At 66.4% G+C, this 18,313-nt stretch carries 18 protein-coding genes; 16 read left to right on the forward strand and 2 right to left on the reverse strand.

What is annotated here, in order from left to right; translation table 11 throughout:
• Position 1 precedes the first annotated feature (1 nt).
• From CH281_RS13215 to CH281_RS13260, 10 genes are all read left to right on the forward strand, one after another.
• Complete coding sequence (locus tag CH281_RS13215; RefSeq protein WP_027496983.1) at positions 2-508, forward strand: PH-like domain-containing protein; 507 nt, start codon at positions 2-4, stop codon at positions 506-508.
• A complete protein-coding gene (gene carA / locus CH281_RS13220) occupies positions 394-1,635 on the forward strand; it encodes a glutamine-hydrolyzing carbamoyl-phosphate synthase small subunit (protein ID WP_373453881.1) in 1,242 nt (413 codons plus the stop codon). Before CH281_RS13215 ends, carA begins: the two co-directional genes overlap by 115 nt.
• On the forward strand, positions 1,635-4,976 hold the full coding sequence (carB, locus tag CH281_RS13225; protein WP_032365742.1) for a carbamoyl-phosphate synthase large subunit: 3,342 nt from the start codon (positions 1,635-1,637) through the stop codon (positions 4,974-4,976). The genes carA and carB overlap by 1 nt, the downstream gene beginning before the upstream one ends.
• Positions 4,973-5,803, forward strand: coding sequence for an orotidine-5'-phosphate decarboxylase (pyrF, locus tag CH281_RS13230; protein WP_032408281.1), 831 nt, complete (start codon positions 4,973-4,975; stop codon positions 5,801-5,803). The genes carB and pyrF overlap by 4 nt, the downstream gene beginning before the upstream one ends.
• A gap of 205 nt (positions 5,804-6,008) precedes the next feature.
• Entirely contained in the window at positions 6,009-6,329 is a 321-nt protein-coding gene (mihF, locus tag CH281_RS13235; protein ID WP_027496987.1) for an integration host factor, actinobacterial type, read from the forward strand.
• Positions 6,330-6,334: 5 nt separating this feature from the next.
• The gene (gene gmk / locus CH281_RS13240) at positions 6,335-6,946 is read left to right on the forward strand and encodes a guanylate kinase (RefSeq protein WP_032391446.1); all 612 of its coding nucleotides are present in this window, start codon (positions 6,335-6,337) and stop codon (positions 6,944-6,946) included.
• A gap of 72 nt (positions 6,947-7,018) precedes the next feature.
• Complete coding sequence (rpoZ, locus tag CH281_RS13245; protein WP_008716576.1) at positions 7,019-7,324, forward strand: DNA-directed RNA polymerase subunit omega; 306 nt, start codon at positions 7,019-7,021, stop codon at positions 7,322-7,324.
• A gap of 23 nt (positions 7,325-7,347) precedes the next feature.
• Positions 7,348-8,601: a bifunctional phosphopantothenoylcysteine decarboxylase/phosphopantothenate--cysteine ligase CoaBC gene (gene coaBC, locus CH281_RS13250; RefSeq protein WP_094694473.1), complete on the forward strand. Its 1,254-nt coding sequence runs from the start codon at positions 7,348-7,350 to the stop codon at positions 8,599-8,601.
• 180 nt (positions 8,602-8,781) lie between these two features.
• Entirely contained in the window at positions 8,782-9,996 is a 1,215-nt protein-coding gene (metK, locus tag CH281_RS13255) for a methionine adenosyltransferase (protein WP_032365746.1), read from the forward strand.
• 156 nt (positions 9,997-10,152) lie between these two features.
• Positions 10,153-12,120 carry a primosomal protein N' gene (locus tag CH281_RS13260; protein WP_174557248.1) on the forward strand — a complete coding sequence of 656 codons (1,968 nt, stop codon included), beginning with the start codon at positions 10,153-10,155 and terminating at the stop codon, positions 12,118-12,120.
• Between the two features lie 96 nt (positions 12,121-12,216).
• Here the strand turns inward: CH281_RS13260 and CH281_RS27525 are convergent, their stop codons facing one another.
• The gene (locus CH281_RS27525; protein ID WP_032408279.1) at positions 12,217-12,639 is read right to left on the reverse strand and encodes a hypothetical protein; all 423 of its coding nucleotides are present in this window, start codon (positions 12,637-12,639) and stop codon (positions 12,217-12,219) included.
• On the opposite strand from CH281_RS27525, the gene CH281_RS27530 reads away from it, so the two are divergent.
• The 3 genes from CH281_RS27530 to CH281_RS13275 all read left to right on the forward strand — a co-directional run bounded on the left by CH281_RS27530 (position 12,634) and on the right by CH281_RS13275 (position 15,530).
• A complete protein-coding gene (locus tag CH281_RS27530) occupies positions 12,634-13,053 on the forward strand; it encodes a PadR family transcriptional regulator (protein WP_032365748.1) in 420 nt (139 codons plus the stop codon). The two genes, CH281_RS27525 and CH281_RS27530, sit on opposite strands and share 6 nt — an antisense overlap.
• An 87-nt stretch (positions 13,054-13,140) precedes the next feature.
• Complete coding sequence (gene fmt, locus CH281_RS13270) at positions 13,141-14,064, forward strand: methionyl-tRNA formyltransferase (RefSeq protein WP_032408278.1); 924 nt, start codon at positions 13,141-13,143, stop codon at positions 14,062-14,064.
• On the forward strand, positions 14,061-15,530 hold the full coding sequence (locus tag CH281_RS13275; RefSeq protein ID WP_032388415.1) for an RsmB/NOP family class I SAM-dependent RNA methyltransferase: 1,470 nt from the start codon (positions 14,061-14,063) through the stop codon (positions 15,528-15,530). The genes fmt and CH281_RS13275 overlap by 4 nt, the downstream gene beginning before the upstream one ends.
• Here CH281_RS13275 and CH281_RS13280 read toward each other — a convergent pair whose 3' ends face one another.
• Entirely contained in the window at positions 15,531-15,920 is a 390-nt protein-coding gene (locus CH281_RS13280) for an MmcQ/YjbR family DNA-binding protein (RefSeq protein ID WP_032408277.1), read from the reverse strand.
• 36 nt (positions 15,921-15,956) lie between these two features.
• Here CH281_RS13280 and rpe point away from each other — a divergent pair, with 36 nt between their 5' ends.
• Genes rpe through CH281_RS13295 form a run of 3 tightly spaced genes read left to right on the forward strand, consistent with a single transcriptional unit; the run spans position 15,957 to position 18,274 of the window.
• Entirely contained in the window at positions 15,957-16,631 is a 675-nt protein-coding gene (gene rpe, locus CH281_RS13285; protein ID WP_032391441.1) for a ribulose-phosphate 3-epimerase, read from the forward strand.
• A gap of 38 nt (positions 16,632-16,669) precedes the next feature.
• Positions 16,670-17,662 (forward strand): bifunctional diaminohydroxyphosphoribosylaminopyrimidine deaminase/5-amino-6-(5-phosphoribosylamino)uracil reductase RibD, encoded by a 993-nt coding sequence (gene ribD, locus CH281_RS13290; protein WP_032391612.1) that lies wholly within the window; start codon positions 16,670-16,672, stop codon positions 17,660-17,662.
• Positions 17,663-18,274, forward strand: coding sequence for a riboflavin synthase (locus tag CH281_RS13295; protein ID WP_032391440.1), 612 nt, complete (start codon positions 17,663-17,665; stop codon positions 18,272-18,274).
• The last annotated feature ends 39 nt before the right edge of the window (positions 18,275-18,313 follow it).

The raw sequence follows: 18,313 nt of genomic DNA on the forward strand, positions 1-18,313 counted from the left end.
CGTGGACAGAGTTCTCATCGTCATCGGCTTCATCCTGTTCTGGGCGCTGATGATCGCGCTGATCTTCTGGGGTTGGCGCGGGCGTCAGAAGCGTCAGGAAGGACGCATCGGCGAGTTCCCGGCCGTGCCGGACGATCTGGGTGCCAACCGAATCCAGCCGGCCACCGGGCTCTACGTCGGCAGCACCATTGCGCCGAGTTGGCAGGACCGGATCGCCGTGGGCGACATCGGCCACCGCGCCACCGGCGAGCTGTCACGACACGAGAAGGGAATCCTCCTCGATCGGGACGGCGAGTCACCCATCTGGATTCCGAACGAATCGATCCGGGCGATCCGTACCGAGCGCGGACTCGCAGGCAAGGTCATGACCAAGGACGGTCTCCTGGTCATCCGATGGGAATTGCCGACGGGGACCGAAATAGACACCGGCTTCAGGGCCGACGACAAGCAGATCTACCCGGTGTGGACAGAGGGTTTCACCGGAGAAACCAAGGAGGAAACCGCGTGAGCAGCGCAGTTCTTGTTCTGGAGGACGGCCGGACGTTCCGCGGCACCGCGTTCGGGGCCCAGGGGCGCACGCTCGGCGAAGCCGTCTTCTGCACCGGTATGACCGGATACCAGGAGACGCTGACCGATCCGAGCTACCACCGCCAGATCGTGGTGGCCACGGCTCCGCAGATCGGCAACACCGGCTGGAATCAGGAGGACGGCGAGGCGGCCAGTGCCCAGGATCCCAACAAGATCTGGGTCGCCGGTTACGTCGTCCGAGATCCAGCGCGCCGCACCTCGAGTTGGCGTTCGACCGGAACTCTGCAGGATCAGCTCGAGGCGCAGAACGTCGTCGGCATCGCCGGAATCGACACGCGCGCCCTCGTCCGCCACCTGCGCACCCGCGGTTCGATGCGAGCGGGAGTGTTCTCGGGCGACGCCCTCGGCACCTCGGACGAGATGCTCGAGCAGGTGGTCGGTCAGCAGTCCATGCTCGGTGCCGATCTCGCCGGTGAGGTGACCACCGGTGCCGGGTACACCATCGAACCGACCGGCGATGCTCGATTCACCGTCGTGGCAGTCGATCTCGGTATCAAGACCAATACTCCACGGATGTTCGCCGAGCGCGGTATCCGCGTGCACGTGGTGCCGTCGAACACCAGCATCGAGCAGGTTCTCGAACTGAACCCGGACGGTGTGTTCCTGTCCAACGGCCCGGGAGACCCGGCCACGGCAGACACGAGTGTCGCGCTGACCAGGCAGGTACTCGAACGAGAGCTGCCGCTGTTCGGCATCTGCTTCGGCAACCAGATCTTCGGGCGGGCACTGGGTCGCGGCACGTACAAGATGAAGTTCGGCCACCGCGGCATGAACATCCCGGTGATCGAGCACACCACCGGTCGCATCGCGATCACCGCACAGAATCACGGATTCGCACTCGAAGGCGAAGCAGGCGAGGAGTTCGACACCGACTTCGGCCGGGCGCGCATCAGCCACACCTGCGCCAACGACGGCACCGTCGAGGGCGTCGAGCTGATCGGCGGCAGCGCCTTCTCGGTGCAGTACCACCCCGAGGCCGCGGCCGGCCCGCACGACGCCGCCTACCTCTTCGACCGTTTCACCAGCGTCCTTCAGGAGAAGAAGTAATGCCACGCCGCACAGACCTGAACCACGTCCTGGTCATCGGATCCGGCCCGATCGTCATCGGCCAGGCCTGCGAGTTCGACTACTCCGGCACCCAGGCATGTCGAGTGCTTCGTGAGGAAGGCCTACGGGTCAGCCTCGTCAACTCGAACCCGGCCACGATCATGACCGACCCGGAGTTCGCCGACGCGACGTACGTCGAGCCGATCACCGCGGAGTTCATCGAGAAGATCTTCGCTCGCGAGGCCGAGCAGGGCCACCCCATCCAGGCCGTACTCGCGACCCTGGGCGGACAGACGGCTCTCAATGCTGCTGTCGCTCTGCACGATCAGGGCATTCTCACCAAGTACGGCGTCGAACTGATCGGGGCCGACTTCGACGCGATCCAGCGCGGCGAGGACCGACAGAAGTTCAAGGACATCGTCGCCAAGGTCGGTGGGGAATCCGCCAAGTCGGCCGTCTGCTACACGATGGACGAGGTACGCGAGACCGTCGCCGAGCTCGGTTTCCCGGTCGTCGTCCGGCCGTCGTTCACGATGGGTGGGCTCGGTTCGGGATTGGCCTACAACGACGAGGATCTGACTCGGATCGCGGGAGGCGGCCTGGCGGCGTCCCCGACGGCCAACGTGCTGATCGAGGAGTCCATCCTCGGCTGGAAGGAATACGAGCTCGAGCTCATGCGTGACGGCCGCGACAACGTGGTCATCGTCTGTTCCATCGAGAACGTGGATCCCGTCGGCGTGCACACCGGTGACTCGGTCACCGTCGCGCCGGCGATGACGCTGACCGACCGCGAGTACCAGAAGATGCGCGACCTCTCCATCGACATCCTGCGCGAGGTGGGCGTCGACACCGGTGGCTGCAACATCCAGTTCGCGATGGATCCGGCCGACGGCCGACTGGTCGTCATCGAGATGAACCCGCGAGTGTCACGCTCGTCGGCTCTGGCGTCCAAGGCCACGGGCTACCCGATCGCCAAGATGGCCGCCAAGCTGGCCATCGGGTACACCCTCGACGAGATCGTCAACGACATCACCAAGGAGACGCCGGCCTGCTTCGAGCCGACGCTGGACTACGTGGTGGTCAAGGCACCGCGATTCGCGTTCGAGAAGTTCCCCGGTGCCGACGGCACACTGACCACGACGATGAAGTCCGTCGGCGAGGCGATGTCCATCGGCCGCAACTTCACCGAGGCCTTCGGCAAGGTGATGCGCTCGCTCGAAACCAAGCGCGCGGGCTACTGGACCGGCCCCGAGGTCGAGGCAGAAAGTCTGGACGCGTTGCTGAAGGACCTGTCCGTACCGCAGGACGGTCGGATGTACGGGATCGAGAAGGCATTCGCTCTCGGTGCCACCCTCGAGCAGCTGTTCGAGGCGACCAAGATCGACCCGTGGTTCCTCGACCAGTTCCAGCAGATCCACGAACTCGGCGTCCAGGTTCGCGAGGCGGCCGAATTCGACGAGGCGCTGCTGCGTCAGGCCAAGTACCACGGTCTGTCCGATCGCCAGATCGCCGCTCTGCGACCCGAACTCGACGGTGAGGACGGAGTGCGGGCGCTGCGCGACGAGCTCGGTGTGCACCCGGTCTACAAGACTGTCGACACCTGTGCGGCGGAGTTCGAGGCCAAGACCCCGTACCACTACGGCACCTACGAGCTCGACCCCGAAGCCGAGACCGAGGTTGCCCCGCAGCCGGACCGGCCCAAGGTCCTGATCCTCGGATCCGGTCCCAACCGCATCGGTCAGGGCATCGAATTCGACTACAGCTGTGTGCATGCGGCGCTGACGCTGTCCGAGGCCGGCTACGAGACGGTCATGGTCAACTGCAACCCCGAGACCGTCTCCACCGACTACGACACCGCCGATCGCCTGTACTTCGAGCCGCTGACGTTCGAGGACGTGCTCGAGGTGTACCGGGCCGAGGCCGCCTCGGGAACGGTGCGCGGGGTCATCGTGCAGCTGGGCGGACAGACCCCGCTCGGTCTGGCGAAGCGACTGAAAGCCGCAGGCGTACCCATCGTCGGAACCTCTCCCGAGGCCATCGACCTCGCCGAGGACCGCGGAGAGTTCGGCAAGGTACTGGACGCGGCAGGACTGCCGGCAGCCAAATACGGCACCGCGACGACGTTCGACGGGGCCCGTGAGATCGCCGCAGGAATCGGTTACCCGGTGCTGGTGCGCCCGTCGTACGTGCTGGGCGGACGCGGTATGGAGATCGTCTACGACGAGGCATCCCTGGCGACCTACATCTCCAATGCGACGGAGATCTCGGACGACCGACCGGTGCTGGTCGACCGGTTCCTGGAAGATGCCGTGGAGATCGACGTCGACGCGCTGTGCGACGGCACCGAGGTGTACATCGGCGGCATCATGGAGCACATCGAGGAGGCCGGCATCCACTCCGGCGACTCCGCATGTGCACTCCCGCCGATCACGCTCGGCAAGACCGACCTGGAGAACGTGCGTCGATCGACCGAAGCCCTCGCGAAGGGAATCGGTGTCCAGGGCCTGCTGAACGTGCAGTACGCCCTCAAGGACGACATTCTGTACGTCCTCGAGGCCAACCCTCGAGCCAGCCGGACGGTGCCGTTCGTGTCCAAGGCGACGGCCGTGCAGCTGGCGAAGGCTTGCGCCCGAGTGATGTTGGGGGAGAGCATCGCCGAACTTCGGACTGCGGGAATCCTGCCGGAGACCGGAGACGGTGGCACCGTCCCGGCGGGTGCGCCCATCGCCGTCAAGGAAGCGGTGTTGCCGTTCAACAGGTTCCGCCGCGCGGACGGAACCGGCGTCGACACACTGCTCAGCCCGGAGATGAAGTCCACCGGTGAGGTGATGGGTATCGACTTCGATTTCGGCACTGCCTTCGCCAAGAGTCAGACCGCCGCGTACGGTTCGCTGCCCGCCGGCGGTGCAGTATTCGTATCGGTGGCGAACAAGGACAAGCGGTCGTTGATCTTCCCGGTGAAACGACTCGCCGATCTCGGGTTCGACATCCTGGCCACCGAAGGAACCGCAGATGTGTTGCGGCGCAACGGAATCAAGTGCGAGCAGGTGTACAAGCAGTCGGGCGAGGATGTCCCGGAGGGTGAGCAGACGATCGTCGACCGAATTCTGGCCGGCGACATCGCGATGGTCATCAATACCCCGTACGGCAACTCCGGTCCCCGCGTCGACGGATACGAGATTCGTAGTGCCGCTGTGGCGCAGAACATTCCGTGCATCACCACGGTGCAGGGTGCGTCGGCCGCAGTGCAGGGCATCGAGGCAGCCATCGCCGGTGGAATCGGTGTTCGTTCCCTGCAGGATCTGCATGCGGGTCTGAAGGAAGGCCTGGTTCTGCCGTGAGTCATCACCACAGTTGGTCGGACCGGCTCCGGGCAGCGGTCGCCGCGCGCGGTCGGCTGTGCGTCGGCATCGATCCGCATCCGGCTCTGCTCCAGGCGTGGGGCCTGCCGCGCTCGGCGGACGGTCTCGAGGTCTTCGCCGAGCTGTGTGTGGAGGCGTTCGTCGGTGAGGTGGCTGTCGTCAAGCCTCAGGTGGCGTTCTTCGAGTCGTACGGTTCGGCCGGCTATGCGGTTCTCGAGCGCACTGTCGGGGTGTTGCGGGACGCAGGCACGTTGGTGATCGCCGATGCCAAGCGCGGCGATATCGGAACGACGATGGATGCGTACGCGCAGGCGTGGCTGGAGCCGGGTTCTCCGCTGTCGTCCGATGCCGTCACGGTGTCGCCGTACCTGGGGTTCGACTCGTTGGGTGCGGCAATCGACCGAGCTGTCGCTCACGACCGCGGCGTGTTCGTCCTTGCCCGGACGTCGAATCCGGAAGGTTCCGCGCTGCAGCACGCGTCGATGTCGACGGGTGGGTCCGTTGCGCAGTCGATCGTCGACGCGGCGGCTGCGCGCAACCGTGTCGATGCAGACACGGTCGGCCTGGTGGTCGGCGCCACCCGCGATCACGGCCTCGATCTGTCGGGCTACCGCGGGCCGGTGCTCGCGCCCGGCCTGGGTGCCCAGGGTGCCACGGTGAACGATCTGGCAGAGATCTTCCGTGATTGCCGAGAGCTGCTGTTGCCGAACTCTTCTCGGAGTGTGCTGGCGGCGGGTCCGTCGGTGACGGCGTTGCGTGCGGCGGCGACGCAGTTGCGTGACGAGATCGAAGCGGGTCTCGCATAGTCCATGGTCGCGTCGGCGAGCGTGTGGGGGTGGGTTAGCGGTGAGCGCCCGTCGTCGGTACGGTCGCTAACGCTGCCGACGACAATGCGAATCGACCGGGAATCCCTGCACGGATGGTCCTCGGCAGGCACCTACCGATGAGCGGCGAACCGATCCTGATCGGACCGGTCGCTCGCCCCGAAACGAGAAGACGGAGGAACCGACAGTGGCCCTTCCCCAGTTGACCCCCGAGCAGCGCGCTGCTGCCCTCGAAAAGGCAGCTATCGCCCGCAAGGCTCGCGCCGAGCTCAAGGAGCGCCTCAAGCGCGGCGGCACCGACCTCAAGCAGGTTCTCAAGGACGCCGAGACGGACGAGATTCTCGGCAAGATGAAGGTATCCGCATTGCTCGAGGCGTTGCCGAAGGTGGGCAAGGTCAAGGCCGCGGAGCTGATGACGGAGTTGGAGATCGCGCCCACTCGTCGACTGCGCGGACTCGGGGATCGGCAGCGCAAAGCGCTGTTGACGAAGTTCGATTTCGAGGCCTGACGACGGTGAGTGACACTGCGGCGACGTCCGTGCCGGAGAAGAAGCGGGGCCGGTTGGTGGTGCTGTCCGGCCCTTCCGGCGTCGGCAAGTCCAGTGTCGTTCGGCTCGTGCGCGCGGCGCTACCGGAGCTGGTCTTCAGTGTGTCGGTCACGACGCGATCGCCGCGGCCTGGCGAGGTGGACGGTCAGGACTACCACTTCGTGTCGTCCGAGGAGTTCGACCGGATGATCGCCGACGGTGAGCTGTTGGAGTGGGCGAGTATCCACGGCGGCCTGCAGCGATCGGGAACACCTGCCGCCGCAGTGGACGCGGCCTTGGAGGCCGGCAGCCCGGTGCTGCTCGAGCTCGATCTGGCCGGTGCCCGCGCCGTTCGGGTGTCCAAGCCGGAAGCTCTGCTGGTGTTCATGGCACCGCCCACGTGGGAAGACCTGGTCTCTCGTCTGGTCGGTCGAGCGACGGAGGAGAGCGCCGCCACCGAGCGACGATTGGAAACGGCGAGAGTGGAATTGGCGGCGCAGGACGAGTTCGACACGGTCGTTGTCAATACCGATGTCGACCATTCGTGCGAACAGTTGGTATCCTTGTTGGTCGGTAGGTCGTCGGTCGGCAACAGCTGACCATTTTCACGGCGCATGAGGCCCCGACCAGCTAGTTCGTAGCACCAACGATGCAATTTCAGGAGATCATCAGTGAGCAGCACTTCAGCGGCCGTTTCCGACTTCGACGGACGCAGCGCTCTGCCGGCCTACGACACGCCGCTCGGCATCACCAATCCACCCATCGACGAATTGCTTGCGCGCACCTCGTCCAAGTACGCGCTCGTCATCTACGCAGCCAAGCGCGCACGCCAGATCAACGACTACTACAACCAGCTCGGTGACGGCATCCTCGAATACGTGGGACCGCTGGTCGAGCCCGGTCTGCAGGAAAAGCCGCTGTCCATCGCGCTTCGCGAGATCCACGCCGACCTCCTCGAGCACACCGAAGGCGAATAAGAACCCGACAGGGGACACCTGACGTGCATGTGGTCGTCGGAGTAGGCGGCGGTATCGCCGCCTACAAGAGTTGTGCGCTCATTCGAAAATTCACCGAGAACGGCCATCAGGTTCGAGTGATTCCGACTGCGTCGGCGCTCGAATTCGTAGGCCGCGCAACATTCGAGGCATTGTCCGGCCAGCCGGTGCACACCGGCGTGTTCGCCGATGTGCCCGAAGTGCCGCACGTCCGGCTGGGGCAGGAAGCGGATCTCGTCGTCGTCGCGCCGGCCACCGCGGACCTGATGGCTCGAATTGCGGGCGGGCGGGCGGACGATCTGCTCACCGCGACGTTGCTGACCGCTCGGTGCCCCGTCGTGTTGGCCCCGGCCATGCACACGGAGATGTGGGAACACCCGGCCACCGTCGCGAACGTCACTACGCTCCGATCGCGCGGTACCCAGGTGATCGAGCCTGCGTCCGGCCGGTTGACCGGACGCGACACCGGTTCGGGCCGACTGCCCGAGCCCGAGGAGATCTTCGCTCTCGCCATGCTGCTGACCGAACGTGCGGACGCGATGCCGCGCGATCTCGAGGGACGGCGAATACTGATCTCGGCCGGTGGTACGCGGGAACCCCTTGATCCCGTTCGTTTTCTGGGGAATCGGAGTTCCGGCAAGCAGGGGTACGCGTTGGCTCGAGTCGCAGCCCAGCGCGGTGCCCACGTGACCTTGATCGCCGGCTACACCAGCGACCTCGAGGCACCCGCGGCGGTCGATGTGGTCCACGTGAAGACCGCGTCCGATATGCAGGACGCGGTGCGCTCGCATGCGACCGACGTCGACGCAGTGGTGATGGCGGCTGCGGTCGCCGACTTCAGACCCGAGTCCATCGCGAGCAGCAAGATCAAGAAGGGCTCGAACGAACCGTCGTCGATTCCTCTGGTCCGCAACGACGACATCCTCGCCGGTCTCGTGTCGGCTCGGCACAGCGGAGACGTCCGATCGTCGACGGTGATCGTCGGATTCGCCGCCGAGACGGGCGACGCCGACGGTGACGTGCTCACCTACGCGCGAGCCAAGCTCGAACGCAAAGGCTGCGATCTGCTCGTCGTCAATGCGGTGGGTGACGGCAAGGCCTTCGAGGTCGACCACAACGACGGCTGGTTGTTGGGATCCGACGGCTCCGAGGCCGCGCTGGGGGAGGGCTCGAAAGCTCTGCTCGCCAGCAGGGTGTTGGATTCGGTCGCCCAGATGCTTCGTTCCCGCGATACGCCGCCCACTTCGGACACCCGCTGATGTCGAGGGTGCACGATCGATGTCGTAGCAGCTAGCGTTCTGGGTACCAGGGCGACAGCGCCGTAAAGGTTTGCGTGGCTCCCACAGGGGCGATAACACCGAGGGAACATCAATTTTCGTGGAGTGCTCGGCCGGCATCATCCGTCGGGTCGGGCAAGAACATGCGTCGAGAGGAAGTCCGTGAGCAAGTCCGGTAGTCGGCTTTTCACCAGCGAGTCCGTTACAGAAGGTCATCCAGACAAGATCTGTGACGCCATCAGCGATTCCATCCTCGACGCTCTTCTCACCGAGGATCCGCGAGCCCGAGTGGCGGTGGAGACGCTCGTCACCACGGGCCAGGTCCACGTCGCAGGTGAGGTGAACACCACCGCCTACGCGGACATCCCGAAGATCGTGCGCGAGAAGGTGCTCGAAATCGGGTACGACTCGTCCGCCAAGGGATTCGACGGAAACTCCTGTGGTGTGAACGTCGCCATCGGCGCGCAGTCACCCGAGATCGCGCAGGGCGTCGACCATTCGCACGAGGCCCGCGTCGAGGGATTGTCCGACGACGAGATCGACCGTCAGGGTGCCGGCGACCAAGGATTGATGTTCGGCTACGCCAACACCGATACACCCGAGTTCATGCCGCTGCCGATTGCGTTGGCACACAGGCTGTCTCGGAGACTGACCGAGGTTCGCAAGAGCGGTGTGCTGCCGTATCTGCGTCCGGACGGCAAGACTCAGGTCACGATCGAGTACGACGGGGACGACGCCGTTCGTCTCGATACCGTCGTGATCTCGACCCAGCATGCAGCAGACATCGACCTCGACAACCTGCTCACTCCCGACATCCGCGAGAAGGTCCTGGGCTCGGTACTCGCAGAGCTGGACGTACCGACTCTCGACACCTCGAACGTCCGGTTGCTGGTCAATCCCACCGGAAAGTTCGTGCTCGGTGGTCCGATGGGAGACGCCGGTCTGACCGGCCGAAAGATCATCGTCGACACGTACGGCGGCATGGCTCGGCACGGCGGCGGAGCATTCTCGGGCAAGGACCCGTCGAAGGTCGACCGCAGCGCCGCATACGCGATGAGGTGGGTCGCCAAGAATGCGGTCGCAGCCGGTCTGGCCGACCGCATCGAGGTGCAGGTGGCCTATGCGATCGGCAAGGCAGCACCGGTCGGTCTGTTCGTCGAGACGTTCGGCACCGAGAAGACCGATCCCGCGCGTATTCAGGCGGCGATCAGCGAGGTCTTCGACCTCCGTCCCGGTGCGATCATCCGCGACCTCGACCTGCTGCGCCCGATCTACGCGCAGACGGCCGCGTACGGTCACTTCGGACGTACCGACATCGATCTTCCGTGGGAATCCACCGATCGCGCCGACAAGCTCCGGGACGCGGCAGGCCTGTAGGTCCCTCCACTCCGGCAGCGATGCTGCCGCACGTACCCTGTTCGCACCGGCTCGGTGCTCCCACGACGAGTGTGGGGTGACGATCGAGAAGGAGGTGCGGTGGCTGGTGTGACGCCGGTAGCGGCAGCCGATCTGCCGATCGCGCGCATTCTTCCGATGCTTCCGCTGCCGCACCTCGACCGCGAGTTCGATTACCTCGTTCCCGAGGACGCCAGCGACGATGCCCAGCCCGGTGTGCGGGTACGCGTTCGTTTTGCCGGCCGGCTCGTCGACGGGTTCGTACTCGCCAGGCTGGCCGAGACCGACCATCCCGGTCGTCTCGGCTGGCTCGACCGGGTCGTGTCCGCCGAGCGCGTACTGACTCCCGAGATCGCCGAGTTGGTGTCGGCGGTGGCCGATCGCTACGCAGGAACGCGAGCGGATGTGCTGCGTCTGGCGGTTCCGGCTCGCCACGCACGGGTCGAGGCAGAGCCCCCTCCGGTCGTCGACGAGGCAGCAGAGCCGGTCGTCGATCGCACGGGCTGGGCGGCGTATACCCATGGCTCCAATTTCCTCGATGCCCTTGGCGAGCACCGTGTTCCGCGTGCGGTGTGGCAGGCCCTACCCGGCGAGGTGTGGCCCGCTCGATTGGCCGAATTGGCTGCCGTCACAGTGGGGAGCGGACGGTCCGCAGTGGTCGTGGTGCCCGACCAACGGGATCTCGATCGTCTGGAGGGCGCGTGCGCTGCGGCAGTCGGGGCCGACCGTGTGGTGGCGCTGTCGGCCGGTTTGGGACCGGCCAAGCGGTACCGGCAATGGTTGCGCTGTCTGAGGTCGGGCCCCGTTGTCGTGGTGGGCACACGCAGTGCGGTGTTCGCGCCCGTGTCGAACCTCGGCCTGATCGTGATCTGGGACGACGGCGACGACAGTTTCGCCGAACCACGCTCACCGTATCCGCATGCACGTGAGGTGGCGTTGCTCCGCGCGCACGTGTCGGGAGCCGCGGTCGTCGTCGGCGGACATTCCCGGACGGCCGAGGCCGAGGCTCTCGTCGATTCCGGCTGGGCCCACGACCTGGTCGCCCCACGTGAGCTGGTGCGTGAACGGCAACCTCACGTGGTCGCGCTGGCCGACTCGGACCACGCGCTCGCTCGGGATCCGGCAGCCCGGGTCGCGCGGCTACCGGCGATCGCTTTCGAGGCCGCACGTGCGGCGCTGAAAGCGGATACCCCTGTGCTGGTTCAGGTTCCACGCGCCGGTTATGTTCCGTCGCTGGCGTGTGCGAAGTGCCGCCATCCGGCTCGGTGTCGACGCTGCAACGGTCCGCTCGCCCTGCCCTCGGCTCCGGGCAGCGACGGCGCGGGCAGCCCGACGTGTTCCTGGTGCGGAATCGCCGATGCCGCACACCGCTGCACGGTCTGCGGGTCGCGCAACCTGCGCGCCGTGGTGATCGGAGCGGGACGCACGGCCGAGGAGCTCGGCCGCGCCTTCCCTGGCGTGCCGATACACAACTCCGGTGGGGCCACCGTCCTCGATACCGTGCGCCCCGGTGGTTCGCTCGTGGTGTCGACCGTCGGTGCCGAGCCGACCGTGGACGGCGGATACGGCGCCGCGCTGCTGCTCGACGGTTGGGCGCTGCTGGGCCGGGCGGATCTGCGTGCGGCAGAAGAGACACTGCGCCGCTGGATGACGGCTGCGTCGATGGTTCGGCCCGGGGCGGCTGGGGGACGTGTGGTCGTGGTGGCCGAGTCCGAGATCCCCACCGTCCAGGCCCTGGTGCGCTGGGATCCGCTGTGGCACGCGCGCAGTCAGCTGGACGAACGAGTCGAGGTTCGGTTTCCACCGGCCGTTCACGTGGCGGCGATCGACGGGACCACCGACGCGATAACAGCGTTGGTCGACAGTGCAGATCTACCCGAGACGGTCGAGGTACTGGGTCCCGTCGATCTCCCGGACGGTCAACGCGCACCTGCGGGTAGCGGCGAGGACGGGTTGTCCGGAGACGTGCAGCGGCTCCTGATCCGGGTTCCGCGAAGCACCGGAGCAGCGCTGGCGCGAGCGCTGTCGACTGCGCAGGCGTCCCGAAGCGCCAAGAAGCTCGGCGCGGGCGTACGGATTCAGATCGATCCCATTCGGATCGGGTGATGGGCTTTCTCTGTCCTGTTGCGTTCCCGTCGTCCAGATAGAGAGGCAACCTCAGGGACTTGTCAAAGTTGTATTGCCGATATATCGTCGACTTGTTCAATCGATACGAAGGAGAACGAGATGAACTACGCATTCGAAGGCTTTGCACACGAATTCGGACGCCGCGGAGGTCCCCGGATGGGACTCGCAGGCAATCGGCACGGAGACCCGCGCCGACGCGGCGCGCCGTTCCAGATGTGGGTTGCGCAGGACGATGAGCACGGCCCGGCAGAAGACGGAGAACCAGACGGCGGAGAACGACACGAGAGAGGTCGGGGAAGGAGAGGTCACGGAGAACACGGCAGACGTCGGGGAGCTCCTGTCGGGCGGGGGCGTGACGGTATGTGGCCCGGTGGTGTCGGGGCCGGCGGTTTCGGGCCGAATGCCGACTTCGGTCGTGGTCGGGGCCGAGGCGGTCGGGGCCGACGTGGCGATGTCCGCGCTGCGATCCTCCTGCTGCTCGAGGACCGGCCGATGCACGGTTACGAACTCATCCAGCAGATCGCCGAGAAGAGCAACGGAACCTGGAAGCCGAGTCCGGGATCGATATACCCGGCCCTGTCGCAGCTCGAAGACGAGGGCTTGGTGCTGATCGACAAGGTGGCCGGCCGGAAGACGGCAGCACTGACGGCCGAGGGCAGGCGTCATGTCGACGACCATCGAGCAGATCTCGGCAGTCCTTGGGACGACGTAGCCGATTCCGTCGGCATCGATGCGCGTGATCTTCGGGCACTGATCGGACAATTGATGGGAGCGGCCGGTCAGGTGGCCGGAGTCGGAACCGTGCGTCAGGTCGACCAGGCAGCCGAGGTGCTCATCGAGGCACGCCGATCGCTGTATCGCATCCTCGCAGAGGACGCTTCCGACAGTTCCGACAGCACCGACGCGACGTGATCGTCGGTGCGGAATCGTCGCACGCTGCCGTGACTCCCTAGGATGGACAACCGACATCGTTTCGTCCATCCCAGGGAGTTGCCTTCAGTGCGCGTCGTCTTCGCCGGAACACCGGAACCTGCGGTCCCGTCACTCGCGCGACTGGTGGAGTCCGAACGGCACGAGGTGATCGCCGTGGTCACCCGGCCCGATGCCGCAGCCGGCCGTGGACGCAAGACCGTGCGCTCGCCCGTCGGAGTGTTGGCGGACGAGCACGGCATCCCGGTGCTCACTCCCGCGAGGCCGTCGGACCCGGAGTTCGTGGCGGCGCTGACCGACCTCGCCCCCGACGTGTGCCCGGTCGTTGCGTACGGCGCGTTGTTGCCGCAACAGGTACTCGACATACCTCGGTACGGCTGGATCAATTTGCACTTCTCACTGTTGCCCGCGTGGCGTGGCGCGGCACCGGTACAGGCCGCGATCGCCGCGGGCGAGGACGTCACAGGCGCATCGACGTTCCTTCTCGACGTCGGGATGGACACCGGTCCGGTACTCGGTGTCACCACCGAACGGATTCGGGATTCCGACACCACGGGTGATCTGCTCGGGCGTCTGGCGTCGAGCGGAGCCCACTTGCTCGCCGCGACGTTGGACGCGATCGAGGACGGAACGGCGGCAGCGCTACCGCAATCCGAGGACGGTGTGTCCTACGCGAGCAAAGTGACAGTCGATGCCGCGCGCATCGACTGGACGAGATCCGCGGCATTCGTCGACCGACACATCAGATCCGTCACACCGGCCCCGGGCGCGTGGACGACCATCGGGGATCTCCGCGTCAAGATCGCTCCTGTTCAGCTGTCGCCGGACACGTTGGAGCCGGGAACGATCGACGTACGCAAGACCGGTGTACACATCGGAACCGGAACCGGCGCAGTCGTTCTCGGTGATATTCAACCTCAGGGCAAGAAGGTCATGAGGGCACTCGACTGGGCGCGCGGCGCTCGGCTGGACGATACGGCGGTGGCACGATGACAGAGCCCGACAGGCCTCGTAAGCGCGAGTCGAGCCAGCCCCGCAAGTACGTCAAGAAGTCACCGGGGGCACGTGGGCCCAAAGGGAACCGGCCGCCGCAGGGCACCGGACCCCGTGCGGTCGACGCGATCGATCCGGCACGGCGTGCGGCCAGAGACGTGCTCAAAGCGGTGCGTGAGCGCGATGCTTACGCGAACCTGGTGCTGCCCGGGTTGCTCCGCGAGCGCAAGTTGGATTCTCGCGATGCCGCGCTGGCCACCGAACTCGCCTACGGCGCATCACGCGCTCGGGGTGTGCTCGACGCCGTGATCGCACACGCGGCCGGGCGGCCTGCCGCAGAGATAGACGGACCACTGCTCGACATCCTTCGGCTCGGGGCTTATCAGCTGCTGCGCACCCGGGTTGCCCCGCACGCAGCCGTCGCCACGTCGGTGGATCTCGCCCGCTCCGAATTCGGTTCCGGCAAGGCAGGTTTCGTCAACGCCGTGCTGCGACGAGTGTCCGAGCGAACCGCAGCGCAGTGGGTCGACGAGCTGGCACCGGCGACGACGGCGGATCCGGTCGGTCACCTGGCATTCGAATACGCCCATCCCAAGTGGATTGCGCAGGCCTTCGCCGATGCGCTCGGAGCCGATGCCGGCGAACTCGCCGCGGTCCTCGAGGCGGACGACGCGCGTCCCTCGGTCCACCTCGTCGCGCGACCGGGAGAGATTTCCGCCGAAGAATTGGCGCTGATCACCGGGGGAGAGGAAGGTCCCTATTCGCCGTACGCGGTGCACCTCGACGGCGGCGACCCCGGCAAGCTCGATGCTGTCCGGGACGGACTGGCCGGAGTCCAGGACGAGGGCAGTCAGCTCGTCGGCCGCGCGCTGACGTTGGCACCGTTGCTCGGCGACGACGGTGGCCGATGGTTGGACCTGTGCGCCGGTCCGGGCGGCAAGGCCGCCCTGCTCGGTGCCCTGGCGGAGATCGACGGCGCACGGGTCGACGCCGTCGAACCGACCCCGCACCGCGCCGACCTCGTGTCCAAGACCACCAAGGACCTACCGGTGACGGTGCACATCGTCGACGGCCGCGAGTCCGGACTCGACGCGGGTTACGACCGCGTGCTCGTCGACGCGCCGTGCACCGGTCTCGGAGCGCTGCGTCGTCGCCCCGAAGCGCGGTGGCGTCGGCAACCGTCCGACGTGGCGGCATTGGTCACCCTGCAGAAGGAATTGCTGGCGGCAGCGATCGATCTGGTCCGGCCCGGCGGGGTGGTGCTGTACTCGACGTGCTCGCCGCATCTGTCCGAGACAGCGGCCGTCGTTGCAGACGCCGTACGCCGGTACGGCGTCGAACAGCTCGACACCCGCGCGCTCGTGCCGGGAGTACCGCAACTGGGTGACGGCCCGTCGGTGCAACTGTGGCCGCATCGGCACGGTACCGACGCGATGTTCATGGCGGCGCTGCGCAAGCCGGTCTGATCACCCTCCGGCCAGGAACGCCTCGGCGACGTCTGCGGGTGCGTACACCAGCCACCCGTTGACGAGGAGTTCGCGCAGTTCGTCGTCCTCGGCGTTGTCGACGTCGATCAGAACGGCAGAGAACCCGTCGAAGTGCGGGATCGTGAAGCACGAGCGCGGATGTGCGGCGAGGATGGCTTCCTTCTCGTGCAGGTCGGCAGTCCTGACGGCCAGGATCGGTCCGGCGGGCGGGGTCTCGTCGCCGAATCGTTTCAGGTCGGCCTTGCTGAACGGTCGTACCCACGCGAACACGTGCTTGCTGATGCCCCAGGCGGGATTCCCGTACCGAACGCTTTCGGTGACTTCGGGCAATTCGGCAAGGACGGCGCTCGCGGAGTCCATGGTGGCCATGTCGGCACCATACCGGCTCGACTAGGCTCACCAGTCGTGGTTTCCCCGATGATCGCTCCCTCGATTCTGTCCGCCGATTTCGCGCGCCTCGCCGCCGAAGCCGATGCCGTCACGGGGGCCGATTGGCTCCACGTCGACGTCATGGACGCACACTTCGTCCCCAATCTCACCCTCGGGCTACCGGTGGTCGAGAGTCTGCTCAAAGCAACGAGTATTCCCCTCGATTGCCACTTGATGATCGAGGATCCGGCGCGCTGGGCCCCGCCGTATGCCGAGGCCGGGGCATACAACGTCACGTTCCACGCCGAAGCAACGGATGACCCCACCGCCGTGGCGCGCGACATCAGGGCCGCCGGTGCGAAAGCCGGCCTGTCGGTGAAGCCGGGTACCCCGATCGAGCCCTACCTCGAGATTCTGCGCGACTTCGACACTCTGCTGGTGATGAGTGTGGAGCCCGGTTTCGGCGGCCAGTCGTTCATGCCCGAAGTGCTGTCCAAGGCCAAAGCGGTTCGGGCACTTGTCGATTCTGGAGATCTACGCTTGGTGGTCGAGATCGACGGCGGCATCAACTCCGACACCATCGAGCAGGCCGCCGAGGCCGGCATCGATTGCTTCGTGGCCGGTTCGGCCGTGTACAACACCGCCGATCCCGCCGCCGCAGTGCGCGATCTCCGTGGCCGGGCCGCCCGCGCATCGCACCACCTGTCGTGACCGACGCCCCGGGCCCGGCCGTGTCGGTCGTCGAGGCGATGGCTCTGGCCGTCGACGCGTCCGAGGCCGCTCGGGGTATCAGCAGCCCCAACCCCGCGGTCGGTGCCGTGATCCTCGACGGCCGCGGCGTCGTCGTGGGCACCGGCTCCACCCGTCCACCCGGCGGCCCGCACGCCGAGATCGTCGCACTCACCGAAGCCGGCGACCGTGCGCGCGGCGGCACCGCGGTGGTGACACTCGAGCCGTGCAACCACACGGGCCGCACCGGACCGTGCTCGCAGGCCCTCGTCGCAGCCGGGGTCGCGTCGGTCGTGTTCGCGGTAGCGGATCCGAACCCGCTCGCGTCCGGCGGGGCAGACACACTGCGGAACGCCGGGATTCGCGTCGAACAGGGCGTCGGTGCGCGCGAGGTACAGCAGGGCCCACTGCGGGCCTGGTTGCACAAACAACGCACCGGACGGCCACACGTCACCTGGAAGTACGCCGCGACACTCGACGGACGTAGCGCGGCTGCCGACGGTACGAGTCAATGGATCACCGGACCCGAGGCGCGGGCGCACGTGCACGCCGAACGGGCCAAGCTCGACGCCATCGTCGTCGGAACCGGAACCGTACTGGCCGACGATCCACGGCTGACCGCCCGTCGCCCCGACGGCACCCTATCGTCGCATCAGCCGGTTCGAGTTGTCGTCGGATCGAGGCCCGTACCGGCGACCGCCGCGATCCGCGGTCCGGAGGCACCGACGGTGTTTCTGGACACACATGACCCGGCTGCGGTGATCGACGCGCTGAGCGAGTACACCGACATCCAGATAGAAGGTGGTCCGACTCTGGCCGGCGCGTTCCTCGCCGCCGGTCTCGTGGACCGCATTGTCGCCTACATCGCACCTGCGGTGTTGGGGACCGGCCCGGCTGCGGTGGAGAATGCGGGGATCGGAACAATTGCCGACGCAATTCGGTTCCGCACGGAGACAGTCACCATGATCGGCAACGACGTTCTTCTGAGTGTCGTGCCCGAAGGAGCGAAGTAGATGTTCACCGGAATCGTCGAAGAGCTGGGCGAGATCGTGGCCAAGGACGAACTGCCCGACGCCGCTCGCTTCACCGTCCGGGGCCCGGTGGTGACCTCCGATGCTGGCCACGGGGATTCCATTGCGGTGAACGGAGTATGTCTGACCGTCGTCGAAGTACTTCCCGACGGCGGATTCACCGCCGACGTCATGCAGGAGACGTTGAACCGATCGAGCCTCGGCGCTCTGGATATCGGCAGTCGCGTCAACCTCGAACGCGCAGCGGCACTCGGTAGCAGGCTCGGCGGGCACCTCGTCCAAGGACACGTCGACGGAACCGGCACGGTAGCCGGACGCAGCCCGTCCGAGAACTGGACCGTCGTGCGCATCACGATGCCCACGTCGGTAGCGCGCTACGTCGTCGAGAAGGGATCCATCACGGTCGACGGTGTCTCGCTCACCGTGTCCGGGCTCGGAGTCGACGACGGCGGGCACTGGTTCGAGATCTCGCTGATCCCCACCACCCTCGACCTGACCACACTCGGCACGGCCGAGGTGGGTTCACCGGTCAACCTCGAAGTCGACGTCATCGCCAAGTACGTGGAGCGGCTGCAGGCGATCGACGCACAGTAAGTACTGTTGAAGTGCACGCAGGTAACGGTGCATCGGAGA

This window comes from Rhodococcus sp. 06-221-2 (genome assembly GCF_002258365.1).
Taxonomy (GTDB): Bacteria; Actinomycetota; Actinomycetes; order Mycobacteriales; family Mycobacteriaceae; genus Rhodococcoides; species Rhodococcoides fascians.